The organism is Streptomyces clavuligerus (assembly GCF_005519465.1).
In the GTDB taxonomy this organism is placed as follows: Bacteria; Actinomycetota; Actinomycetes; order Streptomycetales; family Streptomycetaceae; genus Streptomyces; species Streptomyces clavuligerus.
In genome coordinates, this window is sequence record NZ_CP027858.1 from 3,744,201 (window position 1) to 3,766,756 (window position 22,556).

Consider the following 22,556-nt stretch of genomic DNA (forward strand, 5'->3'; position numbering starts at 1 on the left):
ACGGGCGGCCCCCGACGGCGCGGAGAACGAAAGGCGCAGCACGGGAGGCACAGGACGAAGGGCCCGTCCGGAGTGGTTCCGGGCGGGCCCTTCGCGAAGCCGAAGCGACGACCGGCGGCCGTCTGCCGGTGGCCGTCGACCGACGGTCGTCCGGCCGGACGGGTCAGCGGGAGCGCTTGGCCAGCCGCTCCACGTCCAGCAGGATCACGGCCCGCGCCTCCAGCCGCAGCCAGCCGCGCTGCGCGAAGTCGGCCAGCGCCTTGTTCACGGTCTCGCGGGAGGCGCCGACGAGCTGGGCCAGCTCCTCCTGGGTCAGGTCGTGGACGACGTGGATGCCTTCCTCCGACTGGACGCCGAAGCGGCGCGACAGATCGAGGAGGGCACGGGCGACACGGCCCGGCACATCGGAGAAGACCAGGTCGGACATCTGGTCGTTGGTCTTGCGCAGCCGGCGGGCCACGGCGCGCAGCAGCGCGGTCGCGACCTCGGGCCGGGCGTTCAGCCAGGGCTGGAGGTCGCCGTGGCCGAGGCCGAGCAGCTTGACCTCGGTCAGCGCGGTGGCGGTCGCGGTCCGCGGGCCCGGGTCAAAGAGGGACAGCTCACCGATCAGCTCACCGGGGCCGAGCACCGCGAGCATGTTCTCGCGGCCGTCGGGCGAGGTGCGGTGCAGCTTGACCTTGCCCTCCGTGACCACGTACAGGCGGTCTCCGGGGTCGCCCTCGTGGAAGAGCGCGTCACCGCGGGCGAGCGTCACCTCACTCATCGAGCCGCGAAGCTCCGCGGCCTGCTCATCATCGAGCGCCGCGAAGAGCGGGGCGCGCCGCAGAACGTCGTCCACGAGTTCTCTCCTTGTCGACCTGCTCAGGGACCGTGGCCCCCCATGATGCCGGACCGCACGGTGCCGGTCCGGCATCGAGCGGGGCCACCGCGCGGGACGGTGCGTCCCCCAGGTGCCCTTGGCAAGTAAATATTCGTGCGATCAATCACAACAAGTCTGACGCACTGGAGCGTCTGTTCGTGCGGCAGGGGCCCGATTGGGTCCGGAATCCGGGCGGCCGGAGCGGATGTCAGTGCTGCGCCGTAGGCTGGCCGGGTGTCCAATTCGCCGGTGAGAGCGCAGGCCAAGGGGGCTGGACGAGTGTCCGCCAAGCATGATTCCGCTGTGGGCGAACAACCGCCGAACGGTGGCCGAAAAGTAGCAAATAGGACTAAACCGGAATCGCGTCTGGCCATGGTCCGCCGCGCCCGCCGGATCAACCGCGAGCTGGCCGGGGTCTACCCCTACGCCCATCCCGAGCTGGACTTCCGCAACCCCTTCGAGCTGCTGGTCGCCACCGTGCTCTCGGCCCAGACGACCGATCTGCGGGTGAACCAGACCACGCCGGCGCTCTTCGCCGCGTACCCCACCCCGGAGGACCTGGCCGCGGCGGTCCCCGAGGAGGTGGAGGAGATCATCCGGCCCACCGGCTTCTTCCGCGCCAAGACCACCTCGCTCATCGGCCTCTCCATCGGGCTCCGGGACCGCTTCGGCGGTGAGGTGCCCAGCCGTCTCGAAGACCTGGTCTCGCTGCCCGGCGTGGGCCGCAAGACCGCCTTCGTCGTCCTCGGCAACGCCTTCGGGGTCCCCGGGATCACCGTCGACACCCACTTCGGCAGGCTGGTGCGGCGCTGGAAGTGGACCGAGCAGGAGGACCCGGAGAAGGTCGAGGCGGAGATCGCGAAGATCTTCCCCAAGTCCGAGTGGACGATGCTCTCCCATCGGGTGATCTTCCACGGCCGCCGGATCTGCCACGCCCGTAAACCCGCCTGCGGGGCATGCCCGATCGCGCATCTGTGCCCCTCGTACGGGGAGGGGGAGACCGACCCGGAGAAGGCGGCCAAGCTGCTGAAGTACGAGAAGGGCGGCCAGCCGGGCCAGCGGCTCGACCCGCCGCCGGACTACCCGGGGCGCCCGGCCCAGCCCCTGGCGCCCGCCGCCCGGGAGGCCGGATGACGGAACGATCCGGGGCCCCCGGTGCGTTGTGACGGAGGGGGTGCAGATGCGCGCGGACGACGAGAGACGCGGGACGACGGTCGGCGGGATCGGTGAGGCCGGAGTGCACGACGGTGACCGATGGGGTCTCACCAGCGAGGGCCTGCCCCCATGGCTGGACCCCGTGGTGCGATTCGCGCGCACCGCGCGCCCCCGGCAGCTCAGCAGCTTTCTGCCGCCGAGCGACGGCGGTGGCCGTCAGTCCGCCGTTCTGATCCTCCTCGGGGAGGGGGACTCCGGTCCCGAGCTGCTGCTCATGGAGCGCGCCGGGAATCTCCGCTCGCACGCCGGACAGCCCGCCTTCCCCGGTGGAGCGCTCGACCCCGAGGACGGCGACCCCGCCACCACGGGGCCGCTGCGGGCGGCCCTGCGCGAGGCCGAGGAGGAGACCGGGCTCGATCCGGCCGGGGTGCAGCTCTTCGGAGTGCTGCCCCGCCTCTACATCCCGGTCAGCGGCTTCGTGGTGACGCCCGTCCTCGGCTGGTGGCGGGAGCCCAGCCCGGTCGGCGCGGTGGACCCCGCCGAGACCGCCCGTGTCTTCACCGTCCCCGTGGCCGATCTCACGGCCCCCGGCAATCGCGCCATGGCCGTCCACCCCCGGGGCCACCTCGGCCCGGCGTTCACCGTCGAGGGGGCGCTGGTCTGGGGCTTCACCGCCGGTGTGATCGACCGACTGCTGCACTTCGCCGGATGGGAGCGCCCCTGGGACCGGAACCGGCGACTCCCGCTGGACTGGCACGCATGACAGGCTGACCTTCTGCGATCCATGGCCGGGCCGGAGCCCGACGGCCGTGCCGCCGATGGGCCGGACCGGGCACCCGGACCGGACATCCGGTGCGACCCGGGACGGGCCGTCCGACGACCGAGGCGACCGAACTGCGAGGCAAATGACGGTGAACGTGCTGGACATCCTGTTGCTGGTCGCCGCCGTGTGGTTCGCGGTCATCGGCTACCGCCAGGGCTTCGTCGTCGGCATCCTGTCCGTGATCGGCTTTCTCGGCGGCGGTCTGATCGCCATTTATCTGCTGCCGGTCATCTGGGCCGAGCTGACGGACAAGTCCGAGGTCAGCACCACGGCAGCGGTCGTCGCCGTGGTCGTCGTGATCCTCTGCGCCTCGGTCGGCCAGGCGTTCACCACCCACCTCGGCAACAAGCTCCGCCGCTACATCACCTGGACGCCGGCCCGCGCGCTGGACGCCACCGGCGGGGCACTGGTCAACGTGGTGGCGATGCTGTTGGTCGCCTGGCTGATCGGGTCCGCGCTCGCCGGTACGGCACTGCCCACCCTGGGCAAGGAGGTCCGCAACTCCAAGGTGCTGCTCGGGGTCTCCCGGGTGATGCCCGAGCAGGCGTTCAGCTGGTTCAACGACTTCTCCTCGGTCCTCGCGCAGAACGGTCTGCCGCAGGTCTTCAGCCCGTTCTCGAACGAGCCCATCACCGAGGTCAGGCCCCCCGATCCGGCGCTGGTCGGCAGCCCGGTGGCCGCCCGGGCCAAGCAGTCCATCGTCAAGGTGACGGGCACCGCCCAGAGCTGCAACAAGTCCCTTGAGGGCACCGGCTTTGTCTTCGGCGAGCGGCGGGTGATGACCAACGCGCATGTCGTGGGCGGGGTCGACGAGCCGACGGTGCAGATCGGCGGCGAGGGCCGGAGGTACGACGCCAGGGTCGTGCTCTACGACTGGGAGCGGGACATCGCCGTCCTCGACGTCCCCGATCTGAAGGCCAGGCCACTGGAGTTCACCGAAGCCGACGCCGGTTCGGGCGACGGCGCCATCGTCGCGGGCTTCCCGGAGAACGGCGCGTACGACGTGCGTTCCGCCCGGGTACGTGGCCGGATCAACGCCAACGGCCCCGACATCTACCACCGGGGCACCGTCCGCCGCGATGTGTACTCCCTCTACACCACGGTCCGTCAGGGCAACTCCGGCGGCCCCCTGCTCACCCCCGAGGGCAAGGTGTACGGGGTCATCTTCGCCCGCTCGCTGGACGACCCGGACACGGGCTACGCCCTGACGGTGGACGAGATCGCCGACGACATCACCCAGGGTCTGGCGGCGAATCAGCAGGTGGACAGCCAGGGGTGCGCACTCTGACCATCCGGTGCCGTGCCGTGCCGTGCCGTGCCGTGCCGTGCCGTGCCATGCCGTGACGTGCCCGGCGCCGCGCGGCTCGCCGTACCGTCGACCGGTCCGGTCCCGGGTCACGGGCGGCCCAGGCGGCCGGACCGCTCAGTGGCGGGTGTGCCGCAGCCGCGCGGACATCCAGCGCGCGCGGCGCCGCAGAATGCGCGGGATTCCGATGCCCTGCTCCGAGTCGGCGTGGCCCCGTCCGCGCAGGCCATCGCTGTCGTGGGTGCCCGGCCCCTCGGCCGAGCGACGGTTGCGTGCCGCGTCACCGTAGTCGTACGTCCAGCCCATACCGGGACGTGTGCCCGGGGCCCAAGGTCCGTAACCGTGCCAGGGGCGCCCAATTGGCCTATGCGCCGGGCATTTGGCAGTTCGACGGACGGATGTTCACCCAGCGGGGATCACGGGGCCACGGACCGTGCCCGAGCGGTCGGACCGGTGGTCCGGCGGCCCGGGGGACGGCGGCCCCCCGAGGTGCGGCACAGCCCTCGACGGCAGGGGCGGGCCCGGCGCCGGGACCCGTCTAACGGCGGTCGGGCTCGGGGTCCTTGAGCCAGTTGACCAGCTCGGCGGAGAAGGCGACGGGATCCTCCTCCTGCGGGAAGTGGCCCAGCCCGTCGAAGAGCCGCCAGCGGTAGGGCGCCTCGACATACTCGCCCGACCCGGCCGCGCTGCGCGTCCGTACCACCGGGTCCGCCGAGCCGTGCAGATGCAGGGTCGGCACCCGGAGAGGGCGCTTCATCCGCCGGTTGAACTGGATTCCGTCGGGGCGGGCCAGCGACCGCACCATCCACCGATAGGGTTCGATCGAGCAGTGCGCCGTCGACGGGATGCACATCGCCCGCCGATAGACCGCGAGCTCCTGCTCGTCCCGGGCACCCGGCCCCGACCACTCCTCGATCAGCTCGGCGACCAGGGCGCCGTCGTCCGCGACCAGCCGCCGTTCGGGCAGCCAGGGCTGCTGGAAGCCCCAGATGTAGGAGCCCGCACGGGTCTGGGCGAAGTCCGACAGCATCGCCGAACGCCAGCGGCGGGGGTGCGGCATCGAGGAGACGGCGAGTCTGCGCACCAGCTTGGGCCGCATCACCGCCGCCGTCCACGCCAGATAGCCGCCCAGGTCATGACCGACGAGCGCGGCGTCCGGCTCGCCCAGCGAGCGCACCACACCGGTGATGTCGAGCGCGAGATTGGCGGGGTCGTACCCCCGGGGAGTGCGGTCGCTGCCGCCCACGCCCCGCAGATCCAGCGCGACCGCGCGGTAACCCGCGTCGGCGAGCGCGGTCAACTGATGCCGCCAGGTCCACCAGAACTGGGGAAAGCCATGGAGGAACAGCACCAGCGGGCCGTCACCCAGCTCGGCGATATGGAAACGGGCGCCGTTGGCCGCCACATCGCGATGGGTCCAGGGACCCTCGATGCGTACGGGGCTTCCGTTTCCGGTGTCAGGGGCCGTCATATTGATGAGCGTGCCACAACCGGAGCATCCGTGTTTGCCCCGGTGGGCCGGGAGAGGGGTGGTTCAGGGCCCGACCCGGCCCGGTGGGCGGCGCTCAGGCCGGGATCTTGCGCTCCGGCACCCGGGGATGCGGCTTGACGTTCTGGAGCACGGCGGCGGTCTCCTTCGCCGAGGCGATGGACCGCTCCGGCGGCTTGACCTTCTTGAACTTGGAGATCGCCAGCAGCGCCAGCACCGTGGCCAGCAGCACATAGGCGCCGCCCACGATCAGGAACGACCAGGCCAGGCCCAGCCCCAGATTGTGGATGCCGTACGCCGCCGCGAAGCTGAACACCGGCAGCGAGAACAGGGCGAAGACCCCCGCGATGCCTATGGCCAGCGAACCGGTGATCCCGCGCTTGACGTCCTGGCGCAGCTCCGCCTTGGCCAGGGCGATCTCGTCGTGGACAAGCGCGGACATCTCGGCGGTCGCCGAGGCGACCAGTTGGCCGAGGCTGCGCTCGGCGCTGGTGCCGGGGTCGCTCATCTCCGCTCCCTCTCTCGAATGCTTCCGGTCCGACATGCTTCCGGTCCGACATCAGATCATGCCGGACGGCCGCCGTCATCCTGCGACGCCCCCGTGGCTTCGGCCAGCCTGCGGTGCTCGGCGGCCTTCTTCTCGTAGATCTCGGCCATCCGCAGGTGGTACTCCGGCTTGTCCTGTTCGTACACATCGGGGATGCCGTCCTGGTCCTCGTCCCGCTCCTCCTCCTCACAGAGCGCCCGGTAGACCCGGACCCGCAGCTTGAGCAGGACCGTGGCCAGCACGGCGGCGATCAGCGAGCCGATCAGCACCGACGCCTTGATCTCGTCGGTGAGCGCGGGGTTCTGGGCGAAGGCCAGTTCGCCGATGAGCAGGGAGACCGTGAAGCCGATCCCGGCGAGCGTGGCGACGGCGAAGACGTCCGGCCAGGCCAGCTCCTCGTTCAGCTCGGCCTTGGTGAAACGGGCGGCGAGCCAGGTGCCGCCGAAGATGCCGAGGGCCTTGCCCACCACGAGGCCCAGCACCACGCCCAGGGTCTCGGGCCGGGTGAAGACCCCGCCGATGGCGGCGCCGGAGAGGGAGACGCCCGCCGAGAAGAGCGCGAACAGCGGAACGGCGAGTCCCGCCGACAGCGGGCGCACCAGATGCTCGATGTGCTCGCCGGGGGAGTGCGCCTCGCCCTCGTGGCGGGTGCACCGCAGCATCAGGCCCATGGCGACACCGGCGATGGTGGCGTGGACACCGCTGTTGTACATCAGCCCCCAGATGACCAGGGCCAGCGGGACATAGATGTACCAGCCCCGTACCCCCTTGCGCAGCAGCAGCCAGAAGACGCCGAGGCCGATGACCGCGCCGCCGAGTGCGGCGAAGTTCAGCTCGCTGGTGAAGAAGATCGCGATGATGAGGATCGCGAAGAGGTCGTCCACGACGGCGAGCGTGAGCAGGAAGGCCCGGAGCGCGGAGGGCAGCGAGGTGCCGATGACGGCGAGCACGGCGAGCGCGAAGGCGATGTCGGTGGCGGTGGGCACGGCCCAGCCGTCCATGGAGCCGCCGCCCACCGTGTTGACGAGGACATAGACCAGGGCGGGGACGGCCATGCCGCAGATCGCCGCGATGACGGGGAGGGCGGCGGCCTTGGGGTCGCGCAGCTCTCCGGCGACGAGTTCCCGCTTCAGCTCGATTCCGGCGACGAAGAAGAAGATCGCGAGCAGTCCGTCGGCGGCCCAGTGCTGGACGGAGAGGTCCAGACCGAGGGCCGCCGGGCCTATGTGGAAGTCGCGGACGGCGTCATAGCTGTCGCTCAGGGGAGTGTTCGCCCAGATCAGGGCGAGGATCGCGGCCAGGAGAAGCAGCACGCCGCCGACGGTCTCGGTGCGCAGGGCGTTCACCACGAAGGTGCGCTCGGGCAGCGGGAGACGGCCGAGGAAGCGGCGGGGGGCGGGTGTGGGGGCCATCGGGGTGAACCTCCGTCGGTCGGGCATGGCAGAGCACATGCCGACCAGACTTCCCGGCGCACCTCGGATTTCTTGTCGCGTCTTTGACGCTTTCCTTACTTTACCTAAGGGCGCAAGAGGGCGGGGTACGGAGGGGGGGTACGGGGGGACAGAGCCGGTGGACCCGGCCTCTCACTCACTCTAGGCAGGACAGAGCGGAACGGGCACCCGGTGGCGTGGTGCCACCGGGTGCCCGTTCGGTTGCCGGACGTCCGGACGGTGCCGGAGCTGTCGGGGGGGGCTCAGTCCTCCGAGGAGGCGCTCGGCAGCTTGGCCTGGATCAGATCCATCACGGACGAGTCGGTCAGCGTGGTGACATCGCCGAGCTGGCGGTTCTCCGCCACATCGCGCAGCAGTCGGCGCATGATCTTGCCGGAGCGGGTCTTCGGCAGCTCCGCCACCGGAAGAACCCGCTTGGGCTTCGCGATCGGGCCGAGCGTGGCGCCGACATGGTTGCGCAGCTCCGCGACCAGACCGGCGTCATCGGCGGCGCCGGCGGCCGAGCCGCGCAGAATCACGAAGGCGACGATGGCCTGACCGGTGGTCTCGTCGGCGGCGCCCACCACGGCCGCCTCCGCGACCTTCGGGTGCGAGACGAGGGCGGACTCCACCTCGGTGGTCGAGATGTTGTGCCCGGACACCAGCATGACGTCGTCCACCCGGCCGAGCAGCCAGATGTCGCCCTGCTCGTCCTTCTTGGCGCCGTCGCCCGCGAAGTACTTGCCCTCGAAGCGGGACCAGTAGGTGTCGATGAACCGCTGGTCGTCGCCCCAGATGGTGCGGAGCATCGACGGCCACGGCTCGGTGAGGACGAGATAGCCGCCCCCGCCGTCGGGCACCTCGTGGCCCTCGTCGTCGACGACGGTGGCGGAGATACCGGGCAGCGGGACCTGGGCCGAGCCCGGCTTCGTCTCGGTGACACCCGGCAGCGGGGAGATCATCATCGCGCCGGTCTCGGTCTGCCACCAGGTGTCCACGACCGGCGTCCGGTCGGCCCCGATGTGCTTGCGGTACCAGACCCACGCCTCCGGGTTGATCGGCTCACCGACCGAACCGAGGACCCGCAGGCTGGACAGGTCGAACGCGGCGGGGATGTCGTCGCCCCACTTCATGAACGTCCGGATCGCGGTCGGCGCGGTGTAGAGGATCGTCACGCCGTACTTCTGCACGATCTCCCAGAACCGCCCCTGGTGGGGGGTGTCGGGGGTGCCCTCGTACATCACCTGTGTCGCACCGTTGGCCAGCGGCCCGTACACGATGTACGAGTGGCCGGTGACCCAGCCGATGTCGGCGGTGCACCAGTAGACGTCGGACTCCGGCTTGAGGTCGAAGACCGCGTGGTGAGTGTAGGCCGTCTGGGTCAGATAGCCGCCGGAGGTGTGCAGGATGCCCTTGGGCTTACCGGTGGTGCCGGAGGTGTAGAGGATGAAGAGCGGGTGCTCGGCCTCGAACGCCTCGGGGGTGTGCTCGGTGGACTGGCGGTCCACGATGTCGTGCCACCACACGTCGCGGCCCTCGGTGACGGCGGTGTCCTCACCGGTGCGCCGGACCACCAGCACATGCTCGACCTGCGGGCACTTGGTCAGGGCCTCGTCGATGGCGGGCTTGAGCGCGCTGGGCTTGCCGCGGCGGTAGCCGCCGTCGGCGGTGATGACCAGCTTGGCGTCGGCGTCCTGGATGCGGGAGGCCACCGCGTCGGCGGAGAAGCCGCCGAAGACCACCGAGTGGGCCGCGCCGATCCGGGCGCAGGCGAGCATCGCCACCACGGCCTCGGGGATCATCGGCAGATAGACGGCGACCCGGTCGCCCTTGCGGACGCCCAGCTCGGTCAGGGCGTTGGCGGCGCGCGAGACCTCGTCCTTGAGCTGGGCGTAGGTGAGGGTCCGGCTGTCGCCGGGCTCGCCCTCGAAGTGGATCGCGACCCGGTCGCCGTTCCCGGCCTCGACATGGCGGTCGACGCAGTTGTACGCGACGTTGAGCGTGCCGTCCGCGAACCACTTGGCGAACGGCGGGTTGCTCCAGTCGAGGGTCTCGGTCGGTTCGGTGGCCCACGTGAGCCTGCGAGCCTGCTCGGCCCAGAAGCCGAGCCGGTCGGCCTTGGCCCGTTCGTACGCCTCCGCGGTGACATTGGCGTGCGCGGCCAGTTCGGCCGGCGGCGCGAAGCGGCGCTCCTCTTTCAGAAGGTTGGCCAGGCTCTCGTTGCTCACGACATCTCCCTTTCCCAGGGCGTCCTCTGTGGGGATGGGTCCGAGGCCATAGCTCATCAGCCGAAGGGGCCAAGTGACAAGGCTTTCCGGATATTGGTTTAGACCTGTCGTTCCCCGTCCGGAATATGGGCTCCAGGAAGCGGAATTTGCCGTACTTGATCGGCGTGTCGTCCCGCTCTGTCGCATCCGTGCCGGTGTGTCGTTTCGGCGTGCCGTTCCCGGGGCCGGAGACGCCCGTCCGCGACGGCTACGGAGACGGCGGCGACGGTCATGGCGGCGGGGTGCGGGGCCGGGCGGCGGATGCCGGGGCGGGTGCGAGGTGGCCCCTCCTTCCCGGGCGGCGGAAAGGAGGGGCCACTCCTTAGTACGGACGGGACCCGGCTACGGTTCACCGTCTTGTCGGACTATCGTGCGGCGCTCGGTCGCATACGGTCAGGCACGTGCTTTGACCAGGGCGGATTCGGCGGGCGCGACCGGTGCGAAGACCGCGGCGAACTCCTGTGGCCGGGCCGGTCCACCGCCGTGCCCGCCGTCCGGGCGCTGCCCGTGCACATGGTCGTCGTGGTCCAGGCGCGGGGCATGGCCGTGGCGCGGTCCGTCTCCGTTTCCGCTGCCGTGCCCGTGGTCGCGCCTGTGGTTGTGGCCGTGGCCGTTCGCCGGGCGGGGCGGCTCCTCGTCGCTCGTGAGCAGATATGCCTGGGCCTCGCCCCCGTGGAAGTACATGCCCTGGAGCTTGAGTGTGCCGTCGGCGAGCCGCCGGGCCACGGACTCGTGCGACCGCAGATGCTCCAACTGCTGCACCACATTGGTCAGACAGAGCTGTTCCACCGCGTCGGCGGGCAGCCGTCCCGAGATCCGCGCCCAGGGGCGGTGCGGACTCCTCATCCGTTCCACGCTCGGCTGCCCGTGGCGCAGCCACCGCCGCAGCGGGGTGTGGGTCCCCACGGGCGGCGCGGAGAGCAGTGCCTGCATGGCGGCGCAGCCGGAGTGCCCGCAGACGGTGATGGAGTCCACCCGCAGGACGTCGACGGCGTACTCGATCGCCGCGGCCACGGAGTCGTCGCTCTCCGCGCCGGGCAGCGGAACGAGATTGCCCATATTGCGTACGGTGAACAGGTCACCGGGCCCGCTGGCGGTGATCATGCTGGTCACCACACGGGAGTCGGCGCAGGTCAGGAAGAGCTGGGAGGGCCGCTGCCCCTCACGCTCCAGCCGGGCCAGCTCATCACGGACCAGGGGGGCGGTGTCCCGCTGGAAGGAGCTGACGCCCTTCGCCAGGGGATGGGCGGAGCCTGTGGCGTGCCGGGCGCCGCAGTGGTGGTTGCGCCAGGGTGTCCAGGGGCGGCAGCAGCCGTGGGTCTCCGACGCGGGCTCGCTGATACGGCTGCCGGCGCGGCCGGTGAACTCCACCGTCCCGCCCTGGGAGACATGGGAGGTCTGCCAGTCCTGGAGGGCCTCGTAGGCGGCGTGGTCCATGAAGGAGCCGTCCAGTTCGACCACGCAGGCGGAGCCCGTGGGCACCTGGCTCAGTACCCGGCTGAGCCGCGGCACGGCGAGGAACGTCAACTGCCCGCGCACCCGCACCCGGTGGAGGCCGTCCCGGCTCTCCTCGGTGATCCGGGTCCGTGTCAGCCGGTGCAGGGCGACGGCCACCGCGACCGCGATCCCGATCGCCACGCCCTCCAGCACGCCGGTGGCGACGACGGAGGCCAGTGTCACCGCGTACACCAGCGTCTCCCGGTTCCGCTTCACGCTGCGGAGATGGGTGATGTTGACCATCTGGACGCCGACGACCATCACCAGCGCGGCGAGCGCGGCGAGCGGGATCAGATCGAGGACGGGGACGAGGAAGAGGGCGGCCAGCACGATCCACAGCCCGTGCAGCATGGTGGAGTTGCGGCTGACCGCCCCGGCGGAGACGTTGGCCGAGCTGCGGACCGCGACGCCGGTGATGGGCAGTCCGCCCAGGGCGCCGGAGACCACGTTGGCCGCTCCCTGCCCGGCCAGCTCACGATCGAGGTCGGCCCGCGGAATCCGTACGTCCGGCACCTTGCGGGCCGCCGCGAGCTTGTCGACGGCGACGGCCGACAGCAGGGACTCGACGCTGCCGACCAGCGTGATGGTCAGGACGGCGGCGATCAGACCGAGGACGGGGCCCTGCGGCATCGCGGGCAGGGCGTGGCTGGACCAGGAGGGCAGGTCGACCAGGGGCAGCCGCAACCCGGCCACCACCGCGAACGCCGTGGCCGATGCGACGGCCGCGAGCGCGGCGGGGACGGTGCGCAGCACCCGGCCGGTGCGGCCCGGGATGCGCGGCCAGGCCAGCAGGACGGCCACGGTCAGCGCGCTGACCGAGATCGCGGCCGGGTGGAGGGCCGCGAGCTGGGCCGGGAGCGCGCGCACATTGGCGAGGGCGGAGCTCTGGGGGGTGCCGCCGAGCACGATGTGGAGCTGGGCCAGGGCGATGGTGACGCCGATACCGGCGAGCATCCCGTGCACGATCGCCGGGCTGACGGCGAGCGCCGAACGGGCCACCCGGACGGCGGCGAGGACGAGCTGGGCGAACCCGGCGAGCACGGTGATGGCGCAGGTGACCCGCCAGCCGTACTGGTGGATCAGATCGGCGGTGACCACGGTCAGCCCGGCCGCGGGCCCGCTGACCTGGAGCGGTGCCCCGCCGAACCGTCCGACGACGAGGCCGCCGACGGCGGCGGCCACCAGCCCCGCCTGGAGCGGCGCGCCGGTGGCGAGCGCGATGCCGAGGGAGAGCGGCAGCGCGATCAGGAAGACGGAGATGGACGCGGACAGGTCGGACCCCTGGACGCGGAAGCGCCGGGAGCCCTGGGGGGTGGACGCCGGTGGGGTGCCGGGGGTGCCCCGGCCGGACGTCGAGGGGGCGGATGGTCCGGCCGGGCCTGAGGGCTCGGGCGGATGGTCGTCGGTGCGAGTGGGGACGCAGGCGGACATGGTTCCCGTCTCCTCCGGGGCAGCGCGGTCGCGGAACGTGGGGGGGACGCGGCCGTGGGTCACGGCATGCAGCAGCGGGATACTCAACTCTCAGTAAATGGATCGTAATGCAGAGTAAAGAGTCCGGCATTATTTCTTGGGCAAATGGGCCAGCGTTTCACTCGAATCGGTGATTAATCCGGTTAACGCGGCTCGTCGTTCCCTCTACCTCGCCCGCTTGATGCGACTTTGTCGGCGTTTGGCGCCGATCAGATAACCACAAAGTCGTACAAGTCCTATGGGTCGTACTGGTCATACGAAAGAGGTCGGGTGGATGAAGGCCACCGCACAGAGGTTCGCTGTGAGGTCCGCCGTGCGGATCGCCGTCGGTGTGACCGCCGCGACGCTGGTCGCGGGGGTCGCGGGCTGTGGCGGCCCCGGCGGGGACCCCGGGAAGGAGGGCGCTCCGGGAGCCGGGAAGCAGGCCCCGCCCAAGGTCGCGCCCCGGCTGATCGGCGACGGCTCCACCGCCTTCACCGGCGTCCAGCCCCGGCAGCCGAAGCCGCAGCGGCTGAAGCCCGGTCAGCGGCCGCCGCAGTTCGTGGTGTTCTCCTGGGACGGGGCGGGCGAGGACAGTCAGAAGCTCTTCTCCCACTTCCGCTCGGTGGGCCGCAAGTACGGCGTCGCCATGACCTACTTCCTCAGCGGTGTCTATCTGCTCCCCGAGGAGAAGGCGGAGTTGTACCTTCCGCCGCAGCACGACGCCGGACGCTCCGACATCGGTTTCAACGACGTCGAAGGCATCCGGGACACCGTGCGGGAGCTGCGGGCGGCCTGGCAGGAGGGCAACGAGGTGGGCACCCACTTCAACGGCCACTTCTGCGGCGCGGACGGCGGGGTAGGCACCTGGTCCGTGGAGGAGTGGAAGAGCGAGATCAGCCAGGCCAAGTCCTTTGTGAAGAACTGGCGCACCAACTCCGGGCTGCGGGCCGAGGCGCCGCTGCCCTTCGACTACGACAAGGAGCTGATCGGCGCGCGCACCCCCTGTCTGGAGGGCCGCAAGAACTTTGTGCGCGCGGCGAGCGAGCTGGGCTTCCGCTACGACACCAGCGGGGTCAACGACCAGGTGTGGCCCGAGAGGGACAACGGGCTGTGGGATCTGTCCATGCAGCTCGTCCCGTTCCCCGGGCACTCCTACGAGACGCTGTCCATGGACTACAACTTCATGATCAACCAGTCCGGGACGGTCCACGGCGAACCGGCCCTGCACCGGCTGTGGGGCGACCAGATGCGCGACGGGCTGGTGCGGGCCTTCGACCGCGCCTACCACGGCAACCGCGCACCGCTGATCATCGGCAACCACTTCGAGTCCTGGAACGGCGGCACCTATATGCGCGCCGTCGAGGAGACCATCGCCACCGTGTGCGTACGCAGGGACGTGCGGTGCGTGTCGTTCCGGCAGCTCGCCGACTGGCTCGACGCCCAGGACCCCCGGGTGCTGGGGAAGTTGCGCACCCTGGAGGTCGGTGAGCGGCCCCCGGGCGGATGGCCCGCCTTCCTCGCCGAGCGGCCCGCCGCCGTGGCGGGGCGGGCGACGGGAGACTCCGCCCAGCGGGACGTCCCCCGCGTGATCGCCCCGGCGGAGCCCGGGTGAACGGCTGGTTCCGCGCGGTCGGGCGGGTGATCGGCCCGTCGCGCGCGGCCGGTCGGGTGGCGGTGCTGGTGACCGGCCCGTTCCGCGCGGTCAGGCGGGCAGGGGCGCGCTGACGCCGGCGGACTGCTCACCCAGGACGAAACCGGGGTCGACCTGCGCCGCCAGGTCGGCTCCGGTCTTGGCGTTCCCCCAGCTCTCGGCGTTCTTCAGATGGAAGTGGACCATCTGGCGGGTGTAGCGCTCCCAGTCCCGCCGGGTGTACGAGTCGTCCGCCGCCCGCCACAGGGTCTCCAGCGCCCGCCGGTTCTCGGCCTCCAACGAGGAGAACGGGAGCGGCCTCCCCTTCTCCAGTGCCCTGACCCAGTCGGAGTGCCCCACCGTCACCAACAGGTCCTCACCGACCTCCGCCCGCAGGAAGTCCAGGTCGTCCTGGCCCTGCACCTTGTTGCCGACGACCTTCAGCGTGACGCCGAAGTCCCGTGCGTACTCGGTGTACTGGCGATAGACCGAGACCCCCTTGCGGGTCGGCTCCGCCACCAGGAACGTCATGTCGAAACGGGTGAACATGCCCGAGGCGAAGGAGTCCGAGCCCGCCGTCATGTCCACCACGACATACTCGTCCCGCCCGTCCACCAGATGGTTGAGGCACAGCTCCACCGCGCCCACCTTGGAGTGGTAGCAGGCCACTCCGAGGTCCGACTCGGTGAACGGGCCGGTCGCCATCAGCCGGATGTCCCCGTTCCCGCACCCGCCCCCGTTCCTCTCCCCGCTGTCCGTCCCGCCGTCCGTCGCGCGGCCGCCCGGCTGTCCGCCGTCCGGCCGGACCGTGCGGGCGCAGGCCGCGTAGACCGGATTGTCCTCACGGACCCGCAGCAGCCGGGAGCCCTCGCCCGGGGGCGTTGTTTTGATCATGGTGTCGGAGGAGGTGATGCGGGGGTTGGAACCGCGCAGATACTCCTTGATCAACGGTAGTTGTGCGCCCATCGCGGGCAGTGCGCCCGCCGCCTCCTCGTCGAGGCCGAGCGCGACCCCCAGATGCTGATTGATATCCGCGTCCACCGCCACGACGGGGGCGTTCCGGGCGGCCAGATGGCGGATGAAGAGCGAGGACAGCGTCGTCTTCCCGCTGCCGCCCTTGCCTACGAAAGCGATCTTCATGTTCACCTAGGGTAGTGCTGTGATCGCCTGGTGTTGTCAAGTGAAGTGAAGAAGACCACTCCAACGTGGGACGCGGGTCGACGGCGCGTAGCCTCGCTGCCTATGAGTACCCATGTGCCCGCCGACCCCTCTGCCGCCCCGGCCGATCCGCTCGCCGCGCTGGCCGCACTGCCCGGTGTCGCGGACTCCGTGGCCGGGATGCGTACGGCGGTCGACCGGGTCTACGGGCACCGTGTCATGCGGCGCCGGAGCGCGGAGATCACGGCCGAGGCGGCGCTGCGCGGAGCGCGCGGGTCCGCCGCGCTGGCCGGTGCCGACTGGGCCCTGGAGGAGGTCCGCAGACGCAGTGACTTCAGCGGGGACACCGAGGCGCGAACCGTCGGAGCCGCGCTCCGGCTGACCGCCGAGGCCGGTCAACTCCTCTCCGTCTGGCGGCAGTCGCCGCTGCGGGTGCTCGCCCGGCTGCATCTGCTCGCGGCGGGCGGAGCCGGTGACGACCGGGCGGTGGGCCGCCCCCGGCTCGCGGGGGAGACGGTGGACGAGCCCCTGGTCGAGGCCCCGCTCCCGGACGCCGCCGAGGCGAGCGGCCGGCTGGACGGGCTGGCCGGGCTGATCGGCGCGGGCAGCTCGGCCCCCGCGCTGGTGATCGCGGCCGTGACACACGGGGAACTGCTGGCGCTGCGCCCCTTCGTTTCGCACAACGGGCTGGTCGCCCGGGCTGCCGAGCGGATCGTCCTCATCGGCGCCGGGCTCGACCCCAAGTCGGTCTGTCCCGCCGAGGTGGGCCACGCGGAACAGGGCCGCGCGGCGTATCTGGCGGCCTTCGACGGCTATCTGTCCGGTACGCCGGAGGGGATGGCCGCCTGGATCGCGCACTGCGGACGCTCGGTCGAGCTGGGGGCCAGGGAGTCGATGGCCGTGTGCGAGGCGCTTCAGCGGGGCGCCGCCTGACCGCGCAGGCTCATCCCGGGCCGGCAGCGGACGGCCCGGACAGGGTTGCGGCGGTACCGGTCCCGGTACCGCCGCGACATGTCCACCGAGTTACCAAGCGTCCTCGAAAAGCTGCGCCCATCAAGCCGGGAACTTCTGCCCGTCACCTGGTGCGGCTGGCCCGTATTCGACGGGTCGACGTCGCGTGGGTGCTCGGCTTCCATGCTTCGGTCCGTGGGGCCTTGATGCGTTGAACAGGTGATCCTCTCGGATGTCCTTGGTCTCGCGGGCCGTTGACTCCTTTGTACTCCAGCGGACGGGGAAGCGGAACCCCTGGCTCCAGTTCTTTACTTTTGTGTTCAAATTCGGGTGAATCGGGCGGCCGTCCGCGGGAGGGTCGCGAGGGCCCGCGGGAGGGGTGCGAGGCCGCGACGGCGGCTCGCGTACCAGACCAGCCCGGCCGTGGCCGCTGCCGCGCCGACCGCGGCCGCGGCCACCAGGGCCGGGCGCGGGGGGAGGGAGAGGCTCGGCAGTCGCTGCTTCAGCCGGACCGGGCGATTGAAGACAAGAATCGGCCAGTCCCGGGCGGTCGCCTCCCGCCGCAGCGCGCGATCCGGATTGACCGCATAGGGATGCCCCACGGATTCCAGCATCGGAACATCGGTGGCGGAGTCGCTGTAGGCATAGCAGCGGGCGAGGTCGTACCCTTCCGACTCCGCGAGCTGTTTGATGGCTTCCGCTTTCGTGGGGCCGTAGGCGTAGTACTCGATCTCTCCGGTGTAGCAGCCGTCCGCGCCGACCACCATCCGGGTGGCGACCACCCGATCGGCCCCCAGCAGCTCTCCGATCGGCTCCACCACCTCGGAGCCCGAGGTGGAGACGATCACCACATCCCGTCCGGCGGTGTGGTGCTCCTCGATCAGGGAGGCGGCCTCGTCGTAGATGATCGGATCGATCTGGTCGTGCAGGGCTTCGGCGACGATCTCCCTCACCTGCCGGACGTTCCATCCCTTGCAGAGCGCGGAGAGGTACTCCCTCATCCGCTCCATCTGGTCGTGGTCGGCTCCGCCCGCGAGAAAAACGAACTGCGTATAGGCGGTGCGCAGTACGTCCCGCCGGTTGATCAGGCCGCCGTGGTAGAAGGACTTGCTGAAGGTCAGCGCCGATGACTTCGCAATGACCGTCTTGTCCAGGTCAAAGAACGCCGCTGTGCGAGGCAACGAGTGGTTTTCCACGAGCAGAGCATAGGTGCCCGCCATTCGGCGTACTCCAAGGGCGTGTGGGTTTGCCTGAGAAGGCTCTCGGGTACACCATGGAAGTCACGGATCGTTCGCGACCGTGCTAACCCGGACCGGCTCCTCCCCCCCCGAGCCGGCCGGAGAGACGACCCCCGCTCTCCCCCCCGGCGGGGGTCGTCGCATGTCCGGACGGGTTTTCCGCTTTCGTCCGAGATCCACTTCGCTTCTGCCTCTCCTTGATGTGCCCTCTGTTCCCAGGGCTGTCACCACTCTGCATGGTGACTGTCCGTAGCGGAAGAGGTGCGCCCGGGAGTCACTGGTATGGGTTACGGGGATATTCACAACCGCTGAGTTGTCCACAGCTTTTCGGCAAGATCCACACGATTTCCGGGTGCGCCGCACCGTGATTCCACCCGCGAAGTCCGCGGGCACCAGGAATCGCCGATCCCGTATCGCAGCGGGATCGCGGCAATCAGGGGGTGGAGACCGTGGCTGGATCTCTCACATCGAAGGGGACACCGGTCGCCGAAGAGGCGCGGCCCGTGCCGCTCATCGTGACCGAGGACATGGAACTGCTCGACGATCTGCTGCGGCTGTGCGCCGCCGCGGGGACCGAGCCCGAGGTCCATCACGCCGTGCCCGAACGCAGGGGCGCCTGGGAGGCCGCCCCGCTGGTTCTCGTGGGCGACGACGCGGCGGAGCGCTGCCGGGGGGCGGTGCGCAGGAGCGGGGTGCTGCTGGTGGGGCGGGAGCAGGACGACCCCGACGTCTGGCGGCTCGCCGTGGAGATCGGCGCCGACGGCGTGGTGCGGCTGCCCGACGCCGAGCGCTTTCTGCTGGACCGCATCGCCGACGCGGTGGAGGGCGTGGGGGAGCCCGCCACCACCGTCGGGGTCATCGGCGGCAGCGGCGGCGCCGGGGCGTCCCACCTGGCCTGCGCCCTCGCGGTGACCGCCGCCCGGGAGGGCCGCCGCACCCTGCTCGTCGACGGCGACCCCTTGGGCGGCGGGATCGATGTCCTGCTCGGCGGGGAGCGGACCGAGGGGCGGCGCTGGCCGGATTTCGCCGGTGCCAGGGGCAGGGTGGCCGGTGGGGCCCTGGAGGAGTCGCTGCCCGAGCTGCACCGGCTGCGGGTCCTCAGCTGGGACCGCGGGGATTCCGTGGTGATCCCGCCCGAGGCCATGCGCTCGGTGCTCGCCGCGGCCCGCAGGCGCGGCGGAGTGGTCGTCGTGGATCTGCCCCGCCGGGTCGACGAGGGCGTCGCGGAAGCGCTGGCCCAGCTCGATCTGGGGCTGCTCGTGGTCCCGGGCGAACTGCGCGCGGTCGCCGCCGCCGCACGGGTGGCGTCGGTCGTGGGCATGGTCCTTCCCGATCTGCGGGTCGTGGCCCGGCCCCCGTACGCCCCGGGCCTCGACGACGGCTGGGTCGCCGCCTCGCTGGGCCTTCCGCTCGCGGGGGAACTGCCCTGGGAGACCGGGCCGCCGACCGGACCGGCCGACGGGGCGCCGCCCGGCCGCGCGGGCACCCCGCTCGCCCGTTTCTGCACGGTCTTCTGGGACCGCGCGCTGGCGAAGGGCGGGGCGTCATGAGCGCGGGACTGCTGGACGCCGTACGGCAGCGGCTCGCCGAGAGCGGGGACGAACCCACTCCGGCGCGGGTCGCGGCGGCCCTGCGGGCCCAGGGCCGGCTGCTGGGTGCCGCCGAGGTCCTCGGCGGCACCGAGGAACTGCGCGGCGAGCTGGTGGGAGCCGGGCCGCTGGAGCCCCTGCTCGCCGACCCCTCGGTGACGGACGTGCTGGTGTCCGCGCCCGACAGGGTCTGGGTTGACCGGGGCCGCGGCCTGGAACGGACCGGGGTGACCTTCCCGGACGCGGCGGCGGTGCGCAGACTGGCCCAGCGGCTCGCCGCCGTCGCGGGCAGGCGGCTGGACGACGCCCGGCCCTGGACGGACGCCCGGCTGCCGGACGGCACCCGGATGCACGCCGTGATTCCCCCGGTCGCGGTCGGCTCGACCTGTCTGTCGCTGCGGGTCGTGCGGCCCCGGGCCTTCACCCCGGCCGAGCTGGTGGCCGCCGGGACCCTGCCGCCGGGCGGCGACCTGCTGCTGCGGGCCGTGGTCGACGCCCGGCTCTCCTTCCTGATCAGCGGCGGCACCGGAACGGGCAAGACCACGCTGCTGGCCGGGCTGCTCGGCCTGGTGGGACCGGCGGAGCGGATCGTCGTCGCCGAGGACTCGGCCGAGCTGCTGCCCGACCACCCCCATGCCGTACGGCTCCAGTCGCGCACGGCCAACCAGGAGGGCGCGGGCCGGGTCACGCTGCGGGACCTGGTGCGGCAGGCCCTGCGGATGCGGCCGGACCGCCTGGTGGTGGGGGAGGTCCGGGGCGCCGAGGTGACGGAGTTGCTCGCCGCGCTCAACACCGGCCACGAAGGGGGCTGCGGCACGGTCCACGCGAACGCCGCCGCGGACGTCCCGGCGCGGCTGGAGGCGCTGGGCACCGCCGCCGGACTGGACCGGGCCGCACTCCACAGTCAGCTGGCCGCCGCCCTCTCCCTGGTGATCCATCTCGTACGGGACCGGGACGGCCGTCGGCGGGTCGCCGAGGTGCACACCCTGGAACGGGACCCCGCGGGGTGGGTGCGGACTGTGCCCGCGCTGCGGTGGGGCGCGGCGGAGTTCACCCGGGAGCCCGGCTGGGAGCGGCTGCGGAAGCTGCTCGGGAGCGCGCTGTGAGGCCGGTGGAGCCGCTGTACGCGGCGGCCCTCGCCCTGGGCGTGGCGGCCTGGCTGACGGCGGGCCGGGACCTCGGCGGCCCGCTCCGGGCGGGGTCGCCGGTGCCGGGAGGGCGGGCTCGGTGTCCTGCCCCGTGGCGGCCTCCGCCGTGGCTGCGGCTGCCCGGTGTCCCTCCGGGGGTGCGGCCGGGCCCGGAGTGGTGGTGCCTGCCCGCCGCCGCGGTCCTCGCGGTGCTGGGGGCGTCGGTGCTGCCGCTGTGCGCGGCGGCACCGGCGGTGCCGCTCGTCCGGCGCGGGCTGCGGGCCCGGCGGCGGGAGGCGGAGCGGGCCCGGCGGGCCGATGCCGTGATCGCGCTGTGCGGCGCGGTCGCCGCCGAGCTGCGGGCGGGAATCCAGCCCGGCCCGGCGCTGCTGTCGGCGGCCGGGGCCACGGACGCCCTCGGCACGGCGGGGGCACCGGTGGGCGCGGCGGCCCGTTTCGGGGGCGATGTGCCCCGGGCGCTGCGGGAGGCGGCCCGGGAGCCGGGGGCGGACGGTCTGGCGGGGGTCGCGGCCTGCTGGCGGGTGGCCGTGGACGGCGGTGCCGGTCTGGCCGCCGCCCTCGATCGGCTGGAGGAGGCCCTGCGGGCCGATCGGGACCAGCGGGAGGAGTTACGGGCCCAGTTGGCGGGCGCCCGCGCCACGGTGGGGCTGCTGGCGCTGCTGCCGGTGGTCGCCCTCGCCATGGGCTGGGCCCTCGGCGCCGATCCGCTGCGGGTGCTGCTGCACACCCCCGCGGGGCTGCTGTGTCTGCTGCTCGGCGGGGCGCTGGAGGCGGCCGGGCTCTGGTGGGCCGCGCGGATCGTCCGGGCCGTGTCCGGCGCGCAGGCGGGCGGGGCGCGATGACGGCGCTGTTCTGGGCGGCGGTGTGCGCGCTGTCCGTGGCGGTCCGACTGGGGTTCACGGCTGTCGCCCTGGGCCGGGAGCGGCATACCCGCGGCCGGGGCGCCGTGCTGCTGAGGGCTTCTTCCGCCCCGCGGCGGCGGCTCCCGGACCGGGCCCGCCTGGCGGCCCTGGCGCGGCCCTGGGCGGCCCCTGCGGGGGCGCTGATCACCCTGGCGGTTCTCGTCGAGGGGGTGCCCGGCCTGGCCCTGGGGGTGTCGGTCGCCTGGGGGGTGCGCCGCAGGCTGCGCTCCCGCCCGCCGGGCGCGGCGGCGCGGGAGTCGCCGCCGGACGACCCCCGGCTGCCGCTGGCGGCCGATCTGCTGGCCGCGTGTCTCTCGGCCGGTGCGGCGCCGCACGAGGCGGCGGAGGCGGTCGGTGACTCCCTGGGCGGGCCGGTCGGCGAACGGCTGCTCCGGGCCTGCGCCGCGGTCCGGCTGGGCGGTGAACCGGGGTCGGCGTGGGGCGCCGTCGCCGGGCTGCCCGGGGCGGCCGAGCTGGCCCGCTGTCTGGCGCGGGCCCACGCCAGCGGGGCGCCCGCGGCCGAACCGGTCGCCCGCGTCGCCGTGCGGCTCCGGGCCGACCGTGCCCGGGCCGCCGCGGCCCGGGCCCGCAGGGCCCAGGTGCTGATCACCGCCCCGGTGGGGCTGTGTTTCCTGCCCGCCTTCCTGGCCGTCGGGGTGGCCCCTGTGGTGATCGGACTGGCGGACGGACTGCTGAACGGAGGGTGAGGGCGATGGCACGACACAGAGGGGTCGAGGAGATGGGGAACCCGTTCGGGAACGGTGTGGAGGACAGGGCGTCCGGTGGACCGGGCAGCGGTCCCGTGAGCGCGCTCACGGCGTCGCTGCGACGGTGCCGAGCGCCATGGAGGCGACCGGGGCCGCCGGGGCGGTGGCGGGACGCGGGCATGGCCACGTCCGAGTACGCGATGGTGACGATCGCCGCCTGTGCCCTCGCGGCCGTGCTCTACAGGATCGTCACCAGTGGGCCCGTCGCCAGGGCGCTGGAGGCGCTGATCGGGAAGGCGCTCGATGCGCAGTTCTGACAAGAGGCGCGGCAAGGCCCCGCCCGAGGGCCGTGGCCGGGGTGCCGGGGGGCCGGACACCGGCCCGGCGGGGCACGGAGTGGGGGGTCGT

19 protein-coding genes are annotated in these 22,556 nt (G+C 72.2%); 10 read left to right on the forward strand and 9 right to left on the reverse strand.

Annotation, left to right across the window (positions count from 1 at the left end; all coding sequences use genetic code 11):
* Positions 1–163: 163 nt before the first annotated feature.
* Positions 164–838 carry a Crp/Fnr family transcriptional regulator gene (locus CRV15_RS15680; RefSeq protein ID WP_003956804.1) on the reverse strand — a complete coding sequence of 225 codons (675 nt, stop codon included), beginning with the start codon at positions 836–838 and terminating at the stop codon, positions 164–166.
* Positions 839–1,162: 324 nt separating this feature from the next.
* Between CRV15_RS15680 and nth the strand changes: the two genes are divergently transcribed.
* The 3 genes from nth (at position 1,163) to CRV15_RS15695 (ending at position 4,125) form a co-directional block, all read left to right on the forward strand.
* The gene (gene nth / locus CRV15_RS15685; protein WP_230864226.1) at positions 1,163–1,993 is read left to right on the forward strand and encodes an endonuclease III; all 831 of its coding nucleotides are present in this window, start codon (positions 1,163–1,165) and stop codon (positions 1,991–1,993) included.
* Between the two features lie 46 nt (positions 1,994–2,039).
* Positions 2,040–2,777, forward strand: coding sequence for an NUDIX hydrolase (locus CRV15_RS15690; protein ID WP_003956802.1), 738 nt, complete (start codon positions 2,040–2,042; stop codon positions 2,775–2,777).
* A gap of 148 nt (positions 2,778–2,925) precedes the next feature.
* Positions 2,926–4,125 (forward strand): MarP family serine protease, encoded by a 1,200-nt coding sequence (locus CRV15_RS15695; RefSeq protein ID WP_003956801.1) that lies wholly within the window; start codon positions 2,926–2,928, stop codon positions 4,123–4,125.
* Between the two features lie 135 nt (positions 4,126–4,260).
* Here the strand turns inward: CRV15_RS15695 and CRV15_RS15700 are convergent, their stop codons facing one another.
* The 6 genes from CRV15_RS15700 to CRV15_RS15725 form a co-directional block, all read right to left on the reverse strand.
* Positions 4,261–4,449, reverse strand: coding sequence for a hypothetical protein (locus tag CRV15_RS15700; RefSeq protein ID WP_003956800.1), 189 nt, complete (start codon positions 4,447–4,449; stop codon positions 4,261–4,263).
* Between the two features lie 232 nt (positions 4,450–4,681).
* Complete coding sequence (locus CRV15_RS15705; RefSeq protein WP_003956798.1) at positions 4,682–5,614, reverse strand: alpha/beta fold hydrolase; 933 nt, start codon at positions 5,612–5,614, stop codon at positions 4,682–4,684.
* 94 nt (positions 5,615–5,708) lie between these two features.
* Positions 5,709–6,140 (reverse strand): phage holin family protein, encoded by a 432-nt coding sequence (locus CRV15_RS15710; protein WP_009996608.1) that lies wholly within the window; start codon positions 6,138–6,140, stop codon positions 5,709–5,711.
* Between the two features lie 56 nt (positions 6,141–6,196).
* Positions 6,197–7,591, reverse strand: a complete 1,395-nt coding sequence (gene nhaA, locus CRV15_RS15715; protein WP_009996606.1) for a Na+/H+ antiporter NhaA — start codon at positions 7,589–7,591, stop codon at positions 6,197–6,199.
* Between the two features lie 281 nt (positions 7,592–7,872).
* Positions 7,873–9,837 (reverse strand): acetate--CoA ligase, encoded by a 1,965-nt coding sequence (gene acs / locus CRV15_RS15720; protein ID WP_003956794.1) that lies wholly within the window; start codon positions 9,835–9,837, stop codon positions 7,873–7,875.
* Between the two features lie 432 nt (positions 9,838–10,269).
* Entirely contained in the window at positions 10,270–12,804 is a 2,535-nt protein-coding gene (locus CRV15_RS15725; RefSeq protein WP_003960911.1) for a SulP family inorganic anion transporter, read from the reverse strand.
* A gap of 313 nt (positions 12,805–13,117) precedes the next feature.
* Between CRV15_RS15725 and CRV15_RS15730 the strand changes: the two genes are divergently transcribed.
* Positions 13,118–14,437 carry a polysaccharide deacetylase family protein gene (locus CRV15_RS15730; protein WP_009996601.1) on the forward strand — a complete coding sequence of 440 codons (1,320 nt, stop codon included), beginning with the start codon at positions 13,118–13,120 and terminating at the stop codon, positions 14,435–14,437.
* Positions 14,438–14,527: 90 nt separating this feature from the next.
* On the opposite strand, the gene CRV15_RS15735 is transcribed toward CRV15_RS15730, so the two are convergent.
* Positions 14,528–15,595: an ATP-binding protein gene (locus CRV15_RS15735; protein WP_003956789.1), complete on the reverse strand. Its 1,068-nt coding sequence runs from the start codon at positions 15,593–15,595 to the stop codon at positions 14,528–14,530.
* A 102-nt stretch (positions 15,596–15,697) separates the two neighbouring features.
* Between CRV15_RS15735 and CRV15_RS15740 the strand changes: the two genes are divergently transcribed.
* The gene (locus CRV15_RS15740) at positions 15,698–16,546 is read left to right on the forward strand and encodes a Fic family protein (protein WP_044972199.1); all 849 of its coding nucleotides are present in this window, start codon (positions 15,698–15,700) and stop codon (positions 16,544–16,546) included.
* 338 nt (positions 16,547–16,884) lie between these two features.
* Here CRV15_RS15740 and CRV15_RS15745 read toward each other — a convergent pair whose 3' ends face one another.
* Entirely contained in the window at positions 16,885–17,784 is a 900-nt protein-coding gene (locus CRV15_RS15745; RefSeq protein WP_003960908.1) for an HAD family hydrolase, read from the reverse strand.
* Between the two features lie 467 nt (positions 17,785–18,251).
* Between CRV15_RS15745 and ssd the strand changes: the two genes are divergently transcribed.
* The 5 genes from ssd (at position 18,252) to CRV15_RS36735 (ending at position 22,465) form a co-directional block, all read left to right on the forward strand.
* Positions 18,252–19,352, forward strand: coding sequence for a septum site-determining protein Ssd (ssd, locus tag CRV15_RS15750; protein ID WP_029182959.1), 1,101 nt, complete (start codon positions 18,252–18,254; stop codon positions 19,350–19,352).
* A complete protein-coding gene (locus CRV15_RS15755) occupies positions 19,349–20,497 on the forward strand; it encodes a TadA family conjugal transfer-associated ATPase (protein WP_003960906.1) in 1,149 nt (382 codons plus the stop codon). Before ssd ends, CRV15_RS15755 begins: the two co-directional genes overlap by 4 nt.
* Positions 20,494–21,381, forward strand: a complete 888-nt coding sequence (locus CRV15_RS15760) for a type II secretion system F family protein (protein ID WP_003960905.1) — start codon at positions 20,494–20,496, stop codon at positions 21,379–21,381. The genes CRV15_RS15755 and CRV15_RS15760 overlap by 4 nt, the downstream gene beginning before the upstream one ends.
* Positions 21,378–22,148: a type II secretion system F family protein gene (locus CRV15_RS15765; RefSeq protein WP_003960904.1), complete on the forward strand. Its 771-nt coding sequence runs from the start codon at positions 21,378–21,380 to the stop codon at positions 22,146–22,148. The genes CRV15_RS15760 and CRV15_RS15765 overlap by 4 nt, the downstream gene beginning before the upstream one ends.
* Before the next feature lie 179 nt (positions 22,149–22,327).
* Positions 22,328–22,465, forward strand: a complete 138-nt coding sequence (locus CRV15_RS36735) for a DUF4244 domain-containing protein (RefSeq protein ID WP_009996595.1) — start codon at positions 22,328–22,330, stop codon at positions 22,463–22,465.
* Positions 22,466–22,556 lie beyond the last annotated feature (91 nt).

What these genes read in the sequence shown, in the direction of transcription:
- CRV15_RS15740 (WP_044972199.1), top strand. Translation starts at nt 15,698, where the DNA reads ATGAGTACCCATGTGCCCGCCGACCCCTCTGCCGCCCCGGCCGATCCG.
- CRV15_RS15735 (WP_003956789.1), bottom strand. Translation starts at nt 15,595, where the DNA reads ATGAAGATCGCTTTCGTAGGCAAGGGCGGCAGCGGGAAGACGACGCTG.
- CRV15_RS15705 (WP_003956798.1), bottom strand. Translation starts at nt 5,614, where the DNA reads ATGACGGCCCCTGACACCGGAAACGGAAGCCCCGTACGCATCGAGGGT.
- CRV15_RS15730 (WP_009996601.1), top strand. Translation starts at nt 13,118, where the DNA reads ATGAAGGCCACCGCACAGAGGTTCGCTGTGAGGTCCGCCGTGCGGATC.
- nhaA (WP_009996606.1), bottom strand. Translation starts at nt 7,591, where the DNA reads ATGGCCCCCACACCCGCCCCCCGCCGCTTCCTCGGCCGTCTCCCGCTG.
- CRV15_RS15725 (WP_003960911.1), bottom strand. Translation starts at nt 12,804, where the DNA reads ATGTCCGCCTGCGTCCCCACTCGCACCGACGACCATCCGCCCGAGCCC.
- CRV15_RS15755 (WP_003960906.1), top strand. Translation starts at nt 19,349, where the DNA reads ATGAGCGCGGGACTGCTGGACGCCGTACGGCAGCGGCTCGCCGAGAGC.
- CRV15_RS15710 (WP_009996608.1), bottom strand. Translation starts at nt 6,140, where the DNA reads ATGAGCGACCCCGGCACCAGCGCCGAGCGCAGCCTCGGCCAACTGGTC.
- CRV15_RS15690 (WP_003956802.1), top strand. Translation starts at nt 2,040, where the DNA reads ATGCGCGCGGACGACGAGAGACGCGGGACGACGGTCGGCGGGATCGGT.
- CRV15_RS36735 (WP_009996595.1), top strand. Translation starts at nt 22,328, where the DNA reads ATGGCCACGTCCGAGTACGCGATGGTGACGATCGCCGCCTGTGCCCTC.
- CRV15_RS15765 (WP_003960904.1), top strand. Translation starts at nt 21,378, where the DNA reads ATGACGGCGCTGTTCTGGGCGGCGGTGTGCGCGCTGTCCGTGGCGGTC.
- CRV15_RS15745 (WP_003960908.1), bottom strand. Translation starts at nt 17,784, where the DNA reads ATGGCGGGCACCTATGCTCTGCTCGTGGAAAACCACTCGTTGCCTCGC.
- CRV15_RS15700 (WP_003956800.1), bottom strand. Translation starts at nt 4,449, where the DNA reads ATGGGCTGGACGTACGACTACGGTGACGCGGCACGCAACCGTCGCTCG.